Here is a 17175-nt window from a genome sequence, read left to right on the forward strand (position 1 = left end):
GCGCGGTCAGCTCACGATAAGCTCCTGCCAGGCCTCGTAGGCGGCAAGCACCGTCTCCATCTGCGCCGTGTGGCCCTGGATGAAGGAATCGCCATAGATGGTTTCGTCCGGATATTCGGTGATCAACGTCACCGGCACCGTGCCGCGTTCATCCAGCGATGACAGGCAGGGGAAGCCGTTGATGAGGCGGAACCCGGTCTCGCCGGCATGGATCTCGTAGAGCGCGATCTGTTCGGCGTTGCGGGCCGCCAGACCCGGAATCGTGGCAAGATGCGCCGTCACCCGGTCGAGCAGGCGCTCCGCCGCCGTCTCCCAACCCGCGTGGTGGCGCATCACCAGGAAGAAGCCCTTGGGCAGGGTCCACATGGCGAAGTTGCGCGGCACATAGCCCGACAGCGGCCGGGTCCATTCATGCGATGGGTAGCCGTGCAGGTTCAGGTGGAGACGGGCGCCGCTCCGCCGCTCCGCCTCCAGCCGGATGGCCTTTTCATTGAGATGGGGGCCGGCCTCCACAGGGTTGCGGTATTCCAGATCGTCGCCGAGTGCGGTGTAGCGCGCCGCATGGTGCATGTGGCGCGGGTTGCCGGCCCGCAGCCGGTGATGCAGGGCGTAGCCGTCCGGGTTCTCCAGGGGCGACACCGTGAAATGCGCGCCCGGACGCTGCGCCAGCCGGTCCGCTGCGCGCAGGGCGCCCACCACGCCGGTCGTCTCGTTGGCGTGCTGGCCGCCGCTGATCATAACCGGTGCGTCGCTGCCCCGCACATGGCGGGCGAGCACCCGGCGTCCGCTGCGCGTCCCCGCCTCGAACGGCTCGCCGCCGATCCGCTCCAGCCCGGCCCGGATCGCCGCGCCCCCGATCGGAGCGGCGGCCCGGTCCAGCGAGGCGGCGTCCAGGGGATCGTCGGCGGCCGTAACGGCGTCGCGCGACAAGGGGCGCAGTTCCACCCGCACCCGCACCGCGCCGTCGCTCAGCCGGATGTCGGGCAATCTGATGTCGGGCGCGATCTGGCCCGGCTTCAGCCCGCGGTCGCCGAGCGGGCGGCCGGACTTGCGCTGGAACACCTCCAGCAGGGAGAAGTAGAAGTCCTCGTGCAAGGCCTCGCGCAGGCTCACGACCTCGTCGGCGAAGCCCAACGGTTCGTCCGACGCCGGATAGTCGGCGCGGATGCTCAGTTCCTCGAAATAGGGCTCGCCGCCGGTCCAGGGGTGGCCGGCGATGGCCGACATGGCGGCCTCGAACAGCCGCTCGTAATCGGTTTCCAGCCGTTCGCCCTCTCCATCGCCGCCCAGGCGCAGCCAGCCGGTCGGCGAGACGCTGGTTTCCCCCGCCATGTCGGTGTGGACGCGGTTGGGCGCGGCCACCCGCCGCTCCTCCCGCCGGCCGTCCTTGAAGGTCAGCGTCACGTCGTAATGGAACGCGGCATCGGTCCGCGGGTGGAACGCCACCTCCGCCCCCGCCAGCAGGGCGGCCAGCGGGTAGGCCTCCAGCAGGAAGCGGTTCGCCGGAGCCTGCGGGTGGACCGGATAGGCGACGGTCACGGCCGCCAGATCGCGGGGCTCCACCTCTTCCAGGAAGAAATGCAGCAGGGGCTTGTAGGCGCTGCGGATTCGGGCGGACACGCCACGCTCCGCGAGGCGCCGTTCGGCGGCGCGGCGGCTTTGCGCGTCGTCGAAGGTCCAGGCCTCCGCCATCTCGCCTTTCAGCCGGGCGCACAGGTGATCGAGCGTCCGCTCGAACGAGGCTTCGAACAGGACGGTCATCGAGAGGTTCTCCCGGTGGGGTCGAGGCTGTCGCGCAGCCAGTCGCCGAGCAGGTTCAGGCCCAGCACGGTCAGAAGAATGGCAAGGCCGGGGAAGACGCTGACCCACCAGGCGACCTGGAGATAGGTGCGCCCCGAGGCCAGCATGCCGCCCCAGCTGGGGATGGTCGGATCGATGCCGAGCCCGAGGAAGGTCAGGCTGCTTTCCAGCAGGATGTTGTTGGCGACGTTCAGCGTCAGCAGCACGATCACCGGGCCGATCAGGTTCGGCAGCAGGTGCTGGACGATGATCCGCCAGTCCTTGACCCCGATGGCGCGGGCGGACTGGATGAACTCCCGCTCGCGCAGTGCCAGGACGGAGCCGCGGACGAGGCGGGCGTACTGCACCCACTGCGACACGATCAGCAGGATGATGGTGTTGGTCAGGCTGCCGCCGACGATGGCGATGAAGGTGATCGCCAGAAGGATGAAGGGCAGCGCCAGCTGCACGTCGGCGAAGCGCATCACCACCATGTCGCAGATGCCGCGGTAATAGCCGGAGATCAGGCCCATCAGCACGCCGATCACCGCCGCCCCGGCGACCGAGACGAAACCGACCAGCAGCGAGATCTTGCCGCCCGCGACCACGCGGGCCAGCACGTCGCGCCCGAGCGGATCGGTGCCCAGCGGGTGCGCCGCAGTCCGGAAGGGCGGCGACAGGCGGGCCATCAGGTCCATCTTGTCCGCCCCTCCGGGAAACAGCTGGTCGGAGAAGAGCACGGCGAGGCAGATGACCAGCGTCAGCGTGGCGCCGAGCAGGAATTCCAGGTTGCGGAAGCGCGGGGAACGCAGGAAGGAGAGCGCAGCGGCCATGGCGGTCACGAGGTCCGGATGCGCGGATCGACCAGCCCATAGGCAATGTCGACCAGCAGGTTGACGCCGACGATCAGCAGCGACAGGACGGTGATGACGCCCTGGAGCACCGGGTAGTCGCGCGCGGCCACCGCGTCGAAGGCCAGCGTGCCGAGCCCCGGCCAGTTGAAGACGCGCTCCACCACGACGATGCCGCCCAAGAGGCCGCCGAACTGCAGGCCGAAATAGGTGATCAGCGGGATGGCGCAGTTGCGCAGCGCGTGCTTGTAGAGGACCTTGCCCTCGCTCAGCCCCTTGGCGCGCGCCACCATGACATACTGCGACTGCAGGGTTTCCAGCATGGCGCTGCGCACCAGCCGCACATTGGTCGCGGTCAGGATGACGCCCATGGTGACCGCCGGCAGAATGAAGTTCGAGGGGCCTTCCATGCCGCTCGGCGGCAGCCAGCCCAAGGTGATGGCGAACAGCAGCACCAGCATGGTCGCCAGCCAGAAATTGGGCACCGACAGGCCGACCAGAGACAGGATGCGGATCGCCTGATCGGCGACCCCGCCCCGCGCAGTCGCCGCCCGGATGCCGAGCGGGATGGACAGGGCGATGGAAACGGCCATCGACACCAGCGCCAGCAGCAGCGTGGCCGGCAGCGCGTCGGCGATCAGCCGCGACACCGGGGTGCCGCCAAGGAAGCTGTTGCCGAAGTCGAACCGCAGCAGCCCGCTCAGGAAGCCGCCATATTGGACGAGGAAGGGCCGGTTGACCCCCAGCGCCTCGCGGATGCGCTCCAGATCCTGTTCGGTGATGCTGCCCGCCCCTTGCGTGAGCATGAGGGCCGGGTCGCCCGTCAGGCGGATCGCGAAGGAGACGACCAGCGTCACCACCACCATGACGAAGACCGCCTGGATCAGGCGCTTGAGAAGGAAACCGGCCAAGACGTGCCACCCTGGGAAAAACGGAGCAAAACCACATCCGGCGCCGCCGCTCCCCGAGGGAAAGGGCGGCGCCGGACGGGCGGTCAGTCCACCGTCACTTCGGTCAGCTTCGGACGGTTGTCCGAGGCCGGCGGGAAGTTCTTGACCCGCTTGGCAACGCCGTAGATGGCGTTGGAGTTGTAGAGCGGCATCTCCAGCGCCTTGTCGGCGACGGTGTGCGCGATCTGCTTCAGGATGCGCTCGCGCTCCGCCACGTCGGTGATCGCGCGCTGCGATTCCAGCAGCTTGTCCAGATCGGCGTCCTGCTCGTACGGGTTCCACTTCTCGCCGGAATGGTACATGGCGTAGGCGGTGTTGTCGTAGTCGAAGGTCCAGCCGCCCCATTTCTGTTGGAACATCGCGCCGGTCTTGCCCTGCGGGATGATGTCGTTCAGCAGCACGTTGGTCTCGTACGGCTTGATCGTCGCGACGACGCCGACCGCGCCCAGATAGGCGGCGACGGCCTGGGCCACCTCGTTCATCGTGGCGTCGTTGCCGCGGATGTCGATCTGCACCGCGGCGCCCGGCTTCACCCCGGCCTGGGCCAGCAGGGCCTGCGCGCCTTTGGGATCGAAGGGCAGCGGCTTCAGCGCCGGATCGTAGCCGAAGGACAGCTCGCCCTGGAAGCTGGCGATTTCCGACGCCTGGCCGGCCAGGATCGACTTGACGATGGCGGCGCGGTCCACCGCCATGATCAGCGCCTTGCGCACCCGCGGATCGGCGGTGATGCCGGACTTGGTGTTGAAGCGCAGCGCGTCCACCGTCGGCCCCGGAATGCTGAGCACCGTCAGCTTCGGGTCGGCCTGGATGACCGGGACCATGCCGATGGGAATGGTCGGCGGCAGGACGACGTCGACGCGGCCGGCCTGAAGCTCGGCGACCGCGGTGGCCGGTTCGGTGATGAAGCGGTATTCGACCTCCGACAGCTTCGGCGCGCCGCCCCAGTAGTTGGGGTTGGCCTCCAGCTTGATGCCGGTCTTGGGGGCATAGGAGACGAACTTGAAAGGCCCGGTGCCGACCGGGTTGACGTTGAAGAAGGCGTCGCCCTTCTCCTGGATGTATTTCGGCGGGACGATCATCGCGCCATAGCCGGCCAGCTTGGTCAGCAGGACAGGGTCGGGCGCCTTCAGCTTGAAATCGACGGTGGTGTCGTCGATCACCTCGACGCTGTCGATGGCGACGTAGTTGGAGCGCTGCGGCCCCTTCGCCCCTTCCTCGCCCAGCAGCCGGTCGAAGGTGAATTTCACGGCGGCGGCGTTGAACGGCTCGCCGTTGTGGAAGGTGACGCCGCTGCGCAGCTTGAAGCGGATGCGCTTGCCGCCGTCCATCTCGGTCCAGGATTCGGCCAGCCCCGGCACCAGCTTGCGGTCCGGGCCGCGGTAGGTCAGCCCGTCGAAGATGTTGGTGCCGACCGAGGCCCAGTTGACCAGGAAGGTGTCGATCGGGTCCCAGCTTCCGGGATCCTGAGGCGACGAGATCGTCAGCTTCCCGGCCGCATCCGCGGGCGTCGCCATGAAGGCCGTCCCCGCCAGCAGCGCCGCCATGAACGCGGTTTTGATCCCCTTCACACCCAATGCCATGACGCCTGTTCCTTGATCGATGGTTGTTGTTGGTTGACGAGGGCGCCGGGTCATGCGCTCCGGCGGACGAAATGGCCCGGCTGCACCTCTTCCAGCGGCAGGACCGCGGGGTCGTCGCCGACGGCGCGGACGGGGCTCGGGATCTCCCCGTCCAGCAGGGCGCGGCGGCTCCGCCGCGCCGGGTCGGGGACGGGGACCGCGGACAGCAGGCGCCGCGTGTAGTCGTGCGCCGGGCTTTCGAAGATCTGCCGCCGGCTCCCCATCTCCATGATCTGGCCGAGGAAGAGGACGGCCACCCGGTGGCTCATCTTCTCCACCACCGCCATGTCGTGGCTGATGAAAAGGTAGGCGAGGCCGCGTTCGGCCTGAAGATCCATGAACAGGTTGATGACCTGCGCCTGGATCGACACGTCGAGCGCCGACAGCGCCTCGTCGGCGATGATCAGCTTGGGGTCGGAGGCGAGCGCGCGGGCGATGCAGACGCGCTGGCGCTGCCCGCCGGAAAATTCATGCGGGTAGCGGGCGGCGTGGGCGGGGGAGAGCCCGACCCGCTCCAGCAGGCCGTCCACCCGTTTGCGGATCTCGCGCTCGTCGTCGAGCAGCCCATGGGTACGGATCGGCTCCGCGACCGAGAAGCCGACCGTCTTGCGCGGATCCAGCGACGCGAAGGGGTCCTGGAAAATGTACTGGACGTCGCGCCGCAGCCGGTTGCGGTCGGCCGCGCCCATCTCCGACAGGGGACGGCCATGGAACGAGATGCGGCCCGAGGTCGCGTCCTGCAACTGCTGGATGGTGCGCCCGATCGTCGATTTGCCGGAGCCGGATTCGCCGACCAGCGCCAGCGTTTCGCCCGGATGGATGTCGAAGGAGACCTGCGTCACCGCATGAACCTGATGCGTGGCGCGGCCGAGCCAGTTGGTCCTGGACTTGAACCGGACGGACAGGTCGCGGACGGACAGAAGGGGGGCCGCGCCGTAGTCGGCCGTGTCCTGCACCCGGGCCTCGCCCACACTGGTGACTTGGTCGCCGTCGAGAACGGTCAAGGGCAGGCGGCGGGGATGGTCCTGCCCCGCCATGGCGCCCAGCCGCGGCACGGCGGCCAGCAGGGCGCGGGTGTAGGGCTGGCGCGGGGTGGCGAAGAGATCGGCGGCGCGGCCCTCCTCGACCTTGCGGCCCTTCCACATGACGACGACGTCGTCCGCCATCTCGGCCACCACGCCCATGTCGTGGGTGATGAACATCATCGCCATGCCGAGTTCGGCCTGCAGGTCGCGCATGATGGTCAGGATCTGCGCCTGGATCGTCACGTCGAGCGCGGTCGTCGGTTCGTCCGCGATCAGCAGCCTGGGCCGGCAGGCCAGCGCCATGGCGATCATCACCCGCTGGCGCATGCCGCCCGAGAGCTGGTGCGGGTAGCGCTTCAGGATCTGGGCGGCATCAGGCAGGCGGACCATGTCGAGCAGCCGCCGGGCCTCCGCCGCCGCCGCGGCCTTGCCCATGCCCTCGTGCAGGATCAGCGTCTCGCCGATCTGGTCGCCGATGGTGAAGACGGGGTTCAGCGAGGTCATCGGCTCCTGGAAGATCATGGCGATCTCCTTGCCGCGGATCGCCCGCATCTCCTTCTGGGTGGCCGTCAGCAGGTCGCGCGGCCCCCGGCTGCCCTGGAACAGAATGCGGCCGGTGGGGAAGCGCGCCCCGGCCATGTCGGCGAGCCGCATCACCGACAGCGACGTCACCGACTTGCCCGACCCCGACTCGCCGACGATCGCCAGCGTCCGCCCCGGATCAACACGGAAGCTCAGGTCGTCGATGACGCGTTGCCCGCCGAAGGCGACGGACAGGCCCTCGACGCTGAGCAAAGGTGGCGTGGCCTGCTGTGCGGGGGTTGGAGAGGCGTTCCGGGTGGACGACTGCATCGGGCGCGGAACCTTGGTGTCCCTATTGTCAAGAGACTGAGGTTTCCCGGATCCGCCAGTTCCGTCAATGCATTATTTCGGATCGATAACCGTGCCGGATGTTATCATCCGGCCCCCGCCGTGGGGTCGTGAGGAGCCGTCAGCGCTCGCGTTTCCGCCAGGCCCAAGCGGCCACCAGAATGGGGACGGACAGCGCCGCCCATGACAGCGTGTCCATCAGCCCGTCGTCCAGCAGAGCGGTGACGAGCCCGGCGGTGGTGACGAGCGCGATTGCGGCGGGAATGCCGAAGATCGCCGGCAGGGGGAGGGGAGCGCGCGGCTTCATTCCGCGGCCTCCCCGGTGACGGCGCGCAGGCCGGGGCTTGCGCCGGCCTGCTCCTGGGCACCGCGGCGGCGGGCGACCCACAGATACAGGCCGCTGCCGAGGATGATGATGGTCAGCACGTCCAGCACCGCCCACAGGACCTTCATCGGCAGCCCACCGTAATCGCCGAAATGCAGCGGCTGCGACAGCCGCAGCGCCAGCATGTACCAGGGCATGGAACGCATGTCGGTGAAGGCACCGGTCTCGGCGTCGATCAGGGCGGGGGTCAGGATCCGGTTGGTGGCCGGCGTGGCTCCCTTCAGCCACACCGCGTAATGGTGGTTGCTGGAGAAGCGTACGCCGGGAAAGGCGATGAACTGCGGGCGCATGCCGGGGGCGGCCTCCATGGCGGTGCGGACGGCCGCGTCGACGGAGGCGAAGTGCTCCGGCATCGGCTTGCCCTCATAGGGGGCGATCATCGCCGCCAGCTCGTTGGCGCGCCAATAGGCGACCAGCGGAACCGACAGGGTGTTGATGACGCCGGTCAGCCCGACCACCACCACCCACATCAGCGTGACGATCCCCAGCATGTTGTGCAGGTCGAGCCATTTCAGCCGCCTGCTGCGCCCGGCCCGCACGGTGCCGAAGGACAGCTTGCGCATGAAGGGGGCATAGATCACCACGCCGGACAGGGTGGCGAGGAACAGCAGGAAGCCCATGAAGCCGAGGAACAGTTCGCCGGGCAGCCCGGCGAACATGTCCACATGCAGGCGCAGCATCACATGCATGAAGCCTTGGTCGTCGTTCAGGTCGGCCAGAATCCGCGTGGTGCGCAGGTCGATGGCGGAGATGTGCATCTGCGACACCGGCGGACGGGCGGTCGGGCCGGTTGTGACGTTCACCACCGGCCGGTCCTCGTCGAAGCTGAGGAACAGCGGCCGTTCGCCGGGATATGTGGCCAGCGCCGAGGCAACCGCCTCGTCCAATGATTTCAGGGGCGTTTCGGCCGGCATGGACGGAAGGTTGTCTTCTTCCGTCAGCGCCTCGATCTCGTCATGGAAGATCAGCGGCAGGCCGGTCAGGCACAGCAGCAGCATGAAGAGCGTGCAGATCAGGCTGGTCCATTTGTGGATCAGCGTCCAAATCCGGATGGTTCGGTTGGTCATCGGGCACTCCTCATGCCGCCGTTAGGAATGCACGGTTCAGAAATCGACCGACAGCGACAGCTTGGCGGTCAGCGGAGCGCCCTGGCTCAGATAGCCGCCATAGGCCGACGCCCAATAGGCCTTGTCGGTGACGTTCTCCACCGCCGCCCGGACGGTGACCGGACGGTCCTGGACGTCGGTGACCATCCGCGCGCCGATGTCGAAGCGGGTCCAACTGGGGATCTTCAGCGTGTTGGCGGTGTTGAGATACTGCGACCCGGTGTGGATCACGCGCCCGGTCAGCGTCACGGTGGGGAAGGAAGCCGGGAGGAAGGGCAGGTCCCATTCGACATTGGCGTTGAACTGGTGGCGCGGCACGCCGACGGCGTCCTTGCCCTCGGTCGCGGCGCTGCCGGTGTCGGTCAGTTCCGGATCGATGAAGGTGGCGCCGCCCAGCAGCCGGACGCCCTGCACCGGCTCGCCATACAGCATCAGCTCGATGCCGCGGTTGCGCTGCTCGCCGGACACGCTGTAGATGCGGGTGAACGCGTCGGTGACGCCGCTGGGCTGGGTGGTCTGGAAAAGCGACAGCGAGCCGCCGAAGCTGCCGAAGTCAAGCTTGCCGCCGACCTCATACTGGACGGAGCGGTAGGGCTCGAAGATCTCTCCGGAATTGGCCGCCGTGGACGGGGCGGTCGGGCCCTGCGCCAGCCCTTCGATGCGGTTGGCGTAGAGCGACAGTTCCTTGATCGGCTTCACCACCAGTCCGACCACCGGCGTCAGCGCCGACTGGTCGTAATCGGAGGTGCGGGCTCCGTTGGCCCGGTTGTAGCCGCGGACCTGGATGTTCTGCTGGCGCAGGCCGGCGGTGACCATCACCCGGTCGTCGAGGATCGACAGCGTGTCCGACGCATAGACGCTGCGCAGCACGGACTCGCTGACCTTCGGCGGATCGCCGACCATGCCGCTGGCCGATGTCGTCGCCGGGCGCGGGAAGCCGACCATATTGTAGAGGTTGATGGCGGTGGTCGTGCCGAATTCGAAGCCGTTGTTGTTGGTCGTCCGCAGTGCGGAGGCGCCGGCATTCAGCTGGTGCCTGACCGGGCCGGTGTGCAGGTCGGCCCGGATGCCGGCCTGGCCGGTGGCGGTGAAATCCTCGCGCGGGACGGTCAGGCGCCTGACGGTGCCGGTGCCGTCGACCCGCGTGACGGTGGGGGAGGCATAGTCGCCGTCCTCGCGCATGCTGCGCAGGCCGAAGGCGCCATAGGCGGTCAGGTTGGGCAGGATGTCGTATTCGGCCCGGATCTGGCCGAAGGTGTCGCGCATCTGCGAATAGGACCAGGGCTGCGCATAGTTCTGCGAAGCCGACGGAACCGCCGGGACGAAGTTGCCGAAATAGACCACGGGGCGGCCCTGCTCCACCCGCTGGGTCTGGGTGCCGACGTCGAGCGTCATGCGGGCGCGCTCTCCACGATAGTCGAGCGCCAGGGAGCCGAGCTTCAGCGTCCGCCCCTCGTCGTCGATGGCGGTCTCGCCGCCGCGGACGGCGGCGTTGACGCGCACGCCGAACTGGTTGGCGTCGCCGAACCGGCGGCCGACATCGGCGGACAGGCCGAAGCGGCTGTCCATGGCATAGCTGGCGGTCAGGCGGGTCAGCGGTTCATCCTCCGCCCGCTTGGGCACGAGGTTGACGCCGCCGCCGATGCCGGACCCGCTGGGGGCAGCGCCGTTCAGAAAGGCGTTGGCACCCTTCAGCACCTCCACCCGTTCGAACATGTTGGTGGCGACGATCTGGCGCGGTGCGGTTCCGTAGAGTCCGTCGATCGACAGATCCTCGCCCATCAGCTGGAAGCCGCGGATGACGAAGCTCTCCGCGAAGTTGCCGTAGCCGAGGCCGCTGCGCACCGCCGGGTCGTTGGCCAGCACATCGGCGACGGTATCCGCCTGCTGGTTGCGGATGGTTTCGGCGGTGTAGCCGGTGACGGAGAACGGAACATCCATCGCGTCCTGGTTGCCCAACGCGCCGATGCGCCCGCCGCGCGCCACCTGACCGCCGGCATAGGCCGGGGGCAGGGCGCCGGGACCGGTCGCGCCCCCGCTGCCTTCGATCTGCACCGGATCGAGCTGGATGGCGCCGCCGGCGGCCACGCGCTCGACCGTCACGGTTTCGGTGTTGAGGAAGCGGGCGGTTAGCCCGGTGCCGGACAGCAGGCGGTTCAGCCCCTCACGCGCCGACATCGAACCGCTGACGCCGGGGGAGTCGACGCCCTGCGTCACCGCGCCGGGGCTCAGCACCTGGATGCGGGTCGCGGCGGAAAAGGCGGCGAGCGCCCCGTCCACCGATTGCGGCGCAATGGCGAAGGTCACCGCGCCGGCCGGGTTCGTCTGCGCGATCGCCGCGGGGACGCTGGAGAGCAAGAGGCCCGGCGCGATCAGCACCGTCGTCGCCAGCAGCCGCCCCAGGAACACGCGGCCGAACAGGCCGCCTTGGACGCTGCCCCGGCGTCCGGTCGTCACATCCCTCAGTCCAAACTTTGCCGATGCCATCACTCGCCTCTGTCATCCGGTGAGAGACCGCGCCGCTTTTTTGCGACTGCGTCTCATTCTCTTCTTTCCCGGTGATGACGATGGGCGGACGGAGATCCCTGGGAAGTTTTTTTCAGCCCTCCCGCTTTTTTCAGCGGAGCAGTGTCAGGTAGGGGGTGATGCGGGTGGCGCGCACCCCCAGGCCACGTTCCAGCGCATCGAACACGGCATCCGGCCGGTCGAGCGCGAAGACGCCGGAGACCACGCGCTCCGCCGCCTCGTCGTTCAGCAGGACGACGCGACCGGGCCATTGCCGGTTCAGCGCGGCGATGACGGAGGCCAGCGACTGCTGGCGGAAGACGATCTGACCCTGGCGCCATGCGAAGGCAACGGCGGGATCCACCGTCCGCGGCCCGGTCAGGCCGTGGGAGTCTGCCTCCGCACTTTCGCCCGCGTGCAGGCGGACGCTGTCGGGCCAGGGGGCGTGGCTGTCGGTGCTTGGATGGGCGGAGACCTCGACCAGCCCTTCGCCGACGGTGACGATCGTGCGGTCGTCCTCGCGCCGGACGCTGAACCTTGTGCCCAGCACGCGGGCGGCCCCCGCCCCGCCATCGACGACGAAGGGATGGTCGGGATCTCGGGTGACGTGGAACCATGCCTCGCCGCGCAGGATGCGGACGCGCCTCTCACCGTCCCGGAAATCGAGCGCCAGCGCGGTGTCGCCGTTCATCTCCGCGGTGGAGCCGTCCGGCAGGGTCAAAGTCCGGCGCTGTCCGGTCGAGGTCACCTGATCCGCAATGGCATTCTGGTAGAGCGTCGGTCCGCGCCAGACGCCGAGCCCGCCCGCCACCAGCAGGACCGCCAGCGCCGCAGCGAAGCGCCGCACCCGAACCGCCACGGGGCGGCGGGGAGGGGCGATGCGGGATCCGGCATAGGCGGCGCGGGCAGGCTCCTTGAGGTCGTGCAGGAGGGTCCGCACTTCACTCCAGGCACGGGAATGGGCCGGACTGCGGGCCAGCCAGTCGGCGAAGGCGGTACGCTCCGCCGGGGTGAGGTCGTCGGACTGCAGGCGGAAGAACCACGCGTTGGCTTCCGAGAACAGGCGATCCCCATCCGGTCCGCCGTCTGCAGGTCCGCCGTCTGCCGGCTCCCCGTCTGCCGGGTCCCTCTGCCGTTCATCCCGATGGTCCATCGCGTCTTGCCGCAAGCTCCCGTTGCCTCGTGTTTGGTAAGACGACCAGCGCAGGCCGATCCCTCAAAGAAAATTGCCTGCAGGGGAAAGGAAATTGCCGATCATCGCGGGGGGCGCCGCTTCATGTGGGCGCGGCACTGTTCCAGCGCCGTGCGCAGATGGTACTCCACGGTGCGCGGGGAAATGCCGAGCCGTTCGCCGATGGCACGGTAGGGCAGGCCTTCGACATGGTAGAGCAGAAAGACCTCGCGGGTCTTTGGCGGCAGGGCGTCGATGGCGCCGCGCAGCCGGGCCATGGTCTGGTTCCGCTCCACCACCGCGTCGGCGCCGGGGCCCGCGGCCGGCAACGCCTCGTCGGGCGGACCGGCCTCGCGCAGGCGCTGGCGGCGGGCTGCCCGGCAATGGTCCAGGGCGATGCGGTCGGCCATCACATAGAGCAGACCGGCCGGATTCTGCACCGCCTCGCCATCGGGCAGGCGGGCCAGCCTGAGGAAGGCATCCTGCGCCAGATCGCCCGCCGTCTGCGGATCGCCGGTGCGCCGGGCGATGGCACGCTCCACCCGCAGCCGATGCGCATCGAACAGTTCCGCGATCCTGCGCGCCCAGGTGCCGACGGGCCCGGTCATCGGACGGGCCAGGAACGGAGGTCAGCGGTCAGGGCAGGGCGGAAGCTGTCGGTCACGGATGCGCGGACTGGCCGATATGAGGGGATCGGCATCCCTGGGGCCATCCCCTTCGATGCCGGTCACACCGGTATAGCCGCACTGACCTTAGAATGCGAACCATTCTTATTATCGCAGGGCGCCTTGGGCAGCCTCGGCCGCAGGCATGTGCGGCGGGATCGATGTCAGACCCGTTGATGCAACGTCGCAATCTTGTGTGTAACAAGTTGCCCGCCGGAACCGCTGCCGGTGCTCGGAACTGGACAAGTTCATTGCAGTGTGGGGTGCTGGGCAGTTCGGGGGCCGGGGCCGGTGGAGGCAGCATGGACGGATATACGCGCGATACGATCGCTGGGCCGCGATGGGGCTTGCGGCGCGGCGGACGCCTGGTGCGCTGGCTGGCGGTCGTCCTGGTTCTGCTGGCCCCGGTCGCAGCGGCAGGTCGGGACCTGACGGGCACGGAATCGGAGACGATCATCGTCCTGACGTCGTTTCCCGCCGGATTCTACGAGCCGGTGCGGGAGGCCTTCGAGCGCGCTCATCCGGACCGGCATCTGCGCGTGATCAACACCAAGACCACCGCGGCGATCACCCGGCTGCAGGACCGCGAAGGCGAGGGCGTCGATGTCTTCTGGGCATCAGCCCCGGATGCGTTCGAGGTTCTGAAGGCGGCGGGATTGCTGACCCCGATCGCATCGCGGCCGACCGGTGCCCCGTCGACCATCGGCAACCAGCCGGTCGACGATCCCGACGGCACCTATCTCGGCTTCGCGCTGTCCGGTTACGGACTGGTCTGGGATCAGTCCTACCTCGACCGGCATGGGATTGCCGCTCCCCGGGGATGGGAGGATCTGCGGCGTCCCGGATATGCCCGGCACCTGGGCATCACGGCGCCGTCGCGATCGGGCACCATGCATCTGATGGTGGAGACGGTGCTGCAACTCCAGGGCTGGGAGCGCGGCTGGGCGACATGGCTTGAAATCGCAGGCAACCTCGCCACGGTGACGGCGCGCAGCTACGGCGTGGTGGAAGGGGTCGCCAAGGGTCGTTTCGGCATCGGGCTGGCCATCGACTTCCTGGGACAGGCGGCGGGTCAGTCAACGGAGCAGGGGCCGGCGGAACAAGGGCCGGCAGAACAAGGGCCGGAGGTGGAAGGAAAGCAGGCGGCGGCCGGCAGCTTGCGGTTTGCCTATCCGGCGGACAGCGTTTTCCTGCCGGCCAGCGTCGCGATCCTGCGGGGCGCACCCAATCCGGCGGGGGCGAACGTCTTCGTCGATTTCCTGCTGTCGCAGGCCGGGCAGCAGCTGATGCTGCGTCCCGACATCGGACGGCTGCCGGTGCGTCCGGACAGCTATGCCGACGCACCCGCCGGCTACCCCAATCCCTATGCGCGGGAGACCGGCGACGACCTCTTCCTCTTCGACCGGGGCTTGTCCAGCCGGCGCTACGAACTGGTCAACCTGCTGTTCGACGAGCTGATCACATTCCGGGTGAAGACGCTCAACCGTGTCTGGCAACTGATCCATGAGGGCGAAGCCCGTCTCGCCGCCACCCCCGATCCGGTGGCGCGCGACCTGCTTCGCGCCGCGCGAAAGGCCGCCACCGGGGTTCCGGTCAGCGCCGCCCAGGCTGCCGATCCGGCCTTTTCCGCCGCGCTGCGCCGTCCCGCCCGCGGCATGCCGGTCTCGGCACGGCAGGGAGAACTGGAGGCGGAATGGCGAAGCTTTTCCAAGGACCGGCTGGAGGCGGCCCTGTCGGCGTCCGAACGGGCCCTGGTCATCCTGCGCGTGGCGGCGGGAGAGGGGGGATGGCCATGAGTGTCCAGGCGAGCGTTCAGGCGGGGGCTATGGGAGTGGGGACGTGGCCGATGCGCTTCGGCATCCGGGTCCGCCTCTTCCTCGCCTTCGTCGCCGTCGCGGTTCTGTCGGTGGTGGCCTGCGTGCTCGGCTGGCTGTCCTATGACCGGCTGGGCGGCACGCTGGACGAGTTCGCCGAAAGCCACCTGCCGGCGCTGGGGCTGGCGGCCAAGCTGGCGGAGGAGGGGGGCGCCATCATCGCCACCGCTCCCGTCCTGGCCGGCAGCCGGACGGAGGCCGAGATGGACGCGATCCGCGAGACGCTCGGCCGCCGTCTGGCCGCCCTGCGGTCGCTGACCGACGCCATCGAGGGCGGCGTTCCCGGCCTGCGCCCGGTGGTCGATGCGCTCAGCCGCAACCTGTCGGAGCTGGACGGCACGGTGCGGCACCGCTTGGCGCTCGGCCGCCGCAACCAGGAGGCCATCGAGCGGCTGCGCTGGCTGCACGCCGATTTCCTCGACGAGATCGAACCGCTGGTGGCGGACGCGCGCTTCAACATCCAAAGCGCCCTGGCGTCGGTGGAAAGCGGGAAGCCGTCCGCCGATGCCGTCCGCGTCCTGCGGGAGGAGAACCGGCGGAGCGAGGCCGTGCTGCAGATCGGCGCCAACGGCAACCTTGCCGTCGGGCTGATCGCGCGGGCGGCGACGCTCGCCACGCCCGAGATGCTGGACGACAATGCCGGATTCCTCGACGAGACCGCCGACCGGCTGCAACGCGACCTCGCGGCGCTGGCCGACTGGCCCGACGGCGTGTCGCTGGGTCAGGTGGTGGGCCAGCTCCTGGCCCTGGCGCGCGGGACGGATGGCGGCGTGCCGGCGCTGCGCCGGGAAGAGCTGGAGACCGCAGCCCGCGGGCAGGAACTGCTCGCCCGGAACCGGGACATCGTCGCCCGGCTGAACGGGCTGATCGCCCGGCAGGTCCAGGCGGTGGAGAGCGATTCCCGCGCCGCCGCCGGGCGCTCCGCCCAGGCCATCGCGTTCGGCCGCTCCGCCCTGCTGGCCAGCGCCTTGGTCAGCCTGCTGGTGGCCGTGCTGGTGGCGTGGCTCTACGTCAACCGCAACCTGATCTCCCGCCTGACCCGGCTGGGGGACGCCGCCCGCGCCATCGCCGCCGGCGACCTGAAGGCGGAGATCCCGCTGGGCGGCAACGACGAACTGTCGGACATGGCGGCGGCGCTTCTGGTGTTCCGCGACACCGCCATCGCGGTGGAGGAGGCGAACGCCCAGGCGATGATCGACAATGCCCAGGCGGGTCTGGCGATCACCGACGCGGATGGCGTGATCGAGTTCGTCAACCCGCTCGCCGCTGCCCTGATCGCGCCGCCGCCCGGCGGTCATGCGGAGCAGGGTGGCGCGCCCCGTCTTGCCGACCGGCTCGACGAAGAGGGCGCCGCCCGCGTCGCGGCCTTCTTCGCCCAGGTGTCCGCCGGTCCTGAGGAAGGCGTCGCGCCGGCCCTGTCGATCCTGACCACCGGGAGGCGTCCGGACGGCGGGGTGGTGCCGGTGCAGGTCGGCGTCCGTCCCTTCTGGCACCGCCAGCAGCAGCGCTTCATCGTCACGCTGACCGACATGACCGAGCGGGTGGAGGCCCAGCACATCCTGGAACGCACGGTGCAGGAGCGCACCGCCGATCTCCGCGCCACCAACGACCGGCTCGAACGGGCCATCGCCGAGCATCGCCGCACCGAGCGCGACCTGCGCGAGGCGCAGGCGGAGCTGGTCCAGGCCGGCAAGCTGGCGGCACTCGGCCAGCTTGCCGCCGGCGTCGGGCATGAGCTGAACCAGCCGCTCGCCGCCATCCGCTCCTACGCCCACAACGGCCGCAAGCTGATCGAGCTGGGCCGGACGGAGGAGGCCGGCGGCAACCTCGGCAAGATCGCCGACCTGACGACGCGCATGGCGAACATCACCAACCATCTGAAGCGCTTCGCCCGGCGCCCCGACAGCCGGCTGGGCGCGGTGGAGCTGGCGCCGGTGATCCAGGGGGCGCTGTCGCTGTTCGGCGACCGGCTGCGCGGGGAGGCGGTTGAAATCACGGTGGAGTTGCCGGATGCCGGTGCCCCCCTGCGGGTCCGCGCCGAGGAGGTGCGGCTGGAGCAGGTCCTGGTCAATCTGCTGAGCAACGCGCTGGATGCCGTGGCCGGCGCCCCGGTCCGCCGCATCCTGATCCGGGCGGAGGCGGGGGAGGCCGACAGCGTCCGCATCGAGGTGCGAGACAGCGGGTCCGGGATCGCCGCCGGGCTGGCCGGGCAGATCTTCGATCCCTTCTTTACGACCAAGCCGATGGGAACGGGGCTGGGTCTGGGGCTGTCGATCTCGTACAACATCGTCCGCGACTTCGGCGGCGTGTTGTCGGTGGCCGAGAGCGGCCCCGGCGGAACCGCCTTCGCCCTCACCCTGATCCGTGCGTGAAAG

The 17175-nt window shown here is 69.2% G+C and carries 12 protein-coding genes; 2 read left to right on the forward strand and 10 right to left on the reverse strand.

Features of this window, described 5'->3' with window-relative positions:
• Positions 1 to 6: 6 nt before the first annotated feature.
• From B9N97_RS27640 to B9N97_RS27685, 10 genes are all read right to left on the reverse strand, one after another.
• Complete coding sequence (locus tag B9N97_RS27640; RefSeq protein ID WP_085091034.1) at positions 7 to 1761, reverse strand: M14 family metallopeptidase; 1755 nt, start codon at positions 1759 to 1761, stop codon at positions 7 to 9.
• Complete coding sequence (locus B9N97_RS27645) at positions 1758 to 2612, reverse strand: ABC transporter permease (protein WP_085091197.1); 855 nt, start codon at positions 2610 to 2612, stop codon at positions 1758 to 1760. Before B9N97_RS27645 ends, B9N97_RS27640 begins: the two co-directional genes overlap by 4 nt.
• A 5-nt stretch (positions 2613 to 2617) precedes the next feature.
• Positions 2618 to 3541, reverse strand: coding sequence for an ABC transporter permease (locus B9N97_RS27650; RefSeq protein ID WP_085091035.1), 924 nt, complete (start codon positions 3539 to 3541; stop codon positions 2618 to 2620).
• An 83-nt stretch (positions 3542 to 3624) separates the two neighbouring features.
• Positions 3625 to 5160 carry an ABC transporter substrate-binding protein gene (locus tag B9N97_RS27655; RefSeq protein ID WP_085091036.1) on the reverse strand — a complete coding sequence of 512 codons (1536 nt, stop codon included), beginning with the start codon at positions 5158 to 5160 and terminating at the stop codon, positions 3625 to 3627.
• A gap of 50 nt (positions 5161 to 5210) precedes the next feature.
• The gene (locus B9N97_RS27660) at positions 5211 to 7076 is read right to left on the reverse strand and encodes an ABC transporter ATP-binding protein (protein ID WP_085091037.1); all 1866 of its coding nucleotides are present in this window, start codon (positions 7074 to 7076) and stop codon (positions 5211 to 5213) included.
• 139 nt (positions 7077 to 7215) lie between these two features.
• Positions 7216 to 7401, reverse strand: coding sequence for a hypothetical protein (locus B9N97_RS27665; RefSeq protein WP_085091038.1), 186 nt, complete (start codon positions 7399 to 7401; stop codon positions 7216 to 7218).
• The gene (locus B9N97_RS27670) at positions 7398 to 8546 is read right to left on the reverse strand and encodes a PepSY-associated TM helix domain-containing protein (RefSeq protein WP_085091039.1); all 1149 of its coding nucleotides are present in this window, start codon (positions 8544 to 8546) and stop codon (positions 7398 to 7400) included. The genes B9N97_RS27665 and B9N97_RS27670 overlap by 4 nt, the downstream gene beginning before the upstream one ends.
• A 36-nt stretch (positions 8547 to 8582) precedes the next feature.
• Positions 8583 to 11042, reverse strand: coding sequence for a TonB-dependent receptor (locus B9N97_RS27675; RefSeq protein WP_244560963.1), 2460 nt, complete (start codon positions 11040 to 11042; stop codon positions 8583 to 8585).
• Positions 11043 to 11202: 160 nt separating this feature from the next.
• Complete coding sequence (locus tag B9N97_RS27680; RefSeq protein WP_085091040.1) at positions 11203 to 12243, reverse strand: FecR family protein; 1041 nt, start codon at positions 12241 to 12243, stop codon at positions 11203 to 11205.
• A 101-nt stretch (positions 12244 to 12344) separates the two neighbouring features.
• Complete coding sequence (locus B9N97_RS27685) at positions 12345 to 12869, reverse strand: RNA polymerase sigma factor (protein ID WP_085091041.1); 525 nt, start codon at positions 12867 to 12869, stop codon at positions 12345 to 12347.
• A 359-nt stretch (positions 12870 to 13228) separates the two neighbouring features.
• Between B9N97_RS27685 and B9N97_RS27690 the strand changes: the two genes are divergently transcribed.
• Together B9N97_RS27690 and B9N97_RS27695 are read left to right on the forward strand one after the other, a co-directional pair.
• Positions 13229 to 14722 (forward strand): ABC transporter substrate-binding protein, encoded by a 1494-nt coding sequence (locus B9N97_RS27690; protein WP_085091042.1) that lies wholly within the window; start codon positions 13229 to 13231, stop codon positions 14720 to 14722.
• Positions 14713 to 17172: an ATP-binding protein gene (locus tag B9N97_RS27695; protein WP_244560964.1), complete on the forward strand. Its 2460-nt coding sequence runs from the start codon at positions 14713 to 14715 to the stop codon at positions 17170 to 17172. The genes B9N97_RS27690 and B9N97_RS27695 overlap by 10 nt, the downstream gene beginning before the upstream one ends.
• Positions 17173 to 17175: the final 3 nt, after the last annotated feature.

Source organism: Azospirillum oryzae (assembly GCF_900177515.1).
Lineage (GTDB): Bacteria > Pseudomonadota > Alphaproteobacteria > Azospirillales > Azospirillaceae > Azospirillum > Azospirillum oryzae_A.

Bases quoted from the DNA above. Each gene is read 5' to 3' on its own strand.
- B9N97_RS27685 (WP_085091041.1), bottom strand. From the start codon at position 12,869: ATGACCGGGCCCGTCGGCACCTGGGCGCGCAGGATCGCGGAACTGTTC.
- B9N97_RS27690 (WP_085091042.1), top strand. From the start codon at position 13,229: ATGGACGGATATACGCGCGATACGATCGCTGGGCCGCGATGGGGCTTG.
- B9N97_RS27695 (WP_244560964.1), top strand. From the start codon at position 14,713: ATGGCCATGAGTGTCCAGGCGAGCGTTCAGGCGGGGGCTATGGGAGTG.
- B9N97_RS27680 (WP_085091040.1), bottom strand. From the start codon at position 12,243: ATGGACCATCGGGATGAACGGCAGAGGGACCCGGCAGACGGGGAGCCG.
- B9N97_RS27645 (WP_085091197.1), bottom strand. From the start codon at position 2,612: ATGGCCGCTGCGCTCTCCTTCCTGCGTTCCCCGCGCTTCCGCAACCTG.
- B9N97_RS27665 (WP_085091038.1), bottom strand. From the start codon at position 7,401: ATGAAGCCGCGCGCTCCCCTCCCCCTGCCGGCGATCTTCGGCATTCCC.
- B9N97_RS27655 (WP_085091036.1), bottom strand. From the start codon at position 5,160: ATGGCATTGGGTGTGAAGGGGATCAAAACCGCGTTCATGGCGGCGCTG.
- B9N97_RS27640 (WP_085091034.1), bottom strand. From the start codon at position 1,761: ATGACCGTCCTGTTCGAAGCCTCGTTCGAGCGGACGCTCGATCACCTG.
- B9N97_RS27660 (WP_085091037.1), bottom strand. From the start codon at position 7,076: ATGCAGTCGTCCACCCGGAACGCCTCTCCAACCCCCGCACAGCAGGCC.
- B9N97_RS27670 (WP_085091039.1), bottom strand. From the start codon at position 8,546: ATGACCAACCGAACCATCCGGATTTGGACGCTGATCCACAAATGGACC.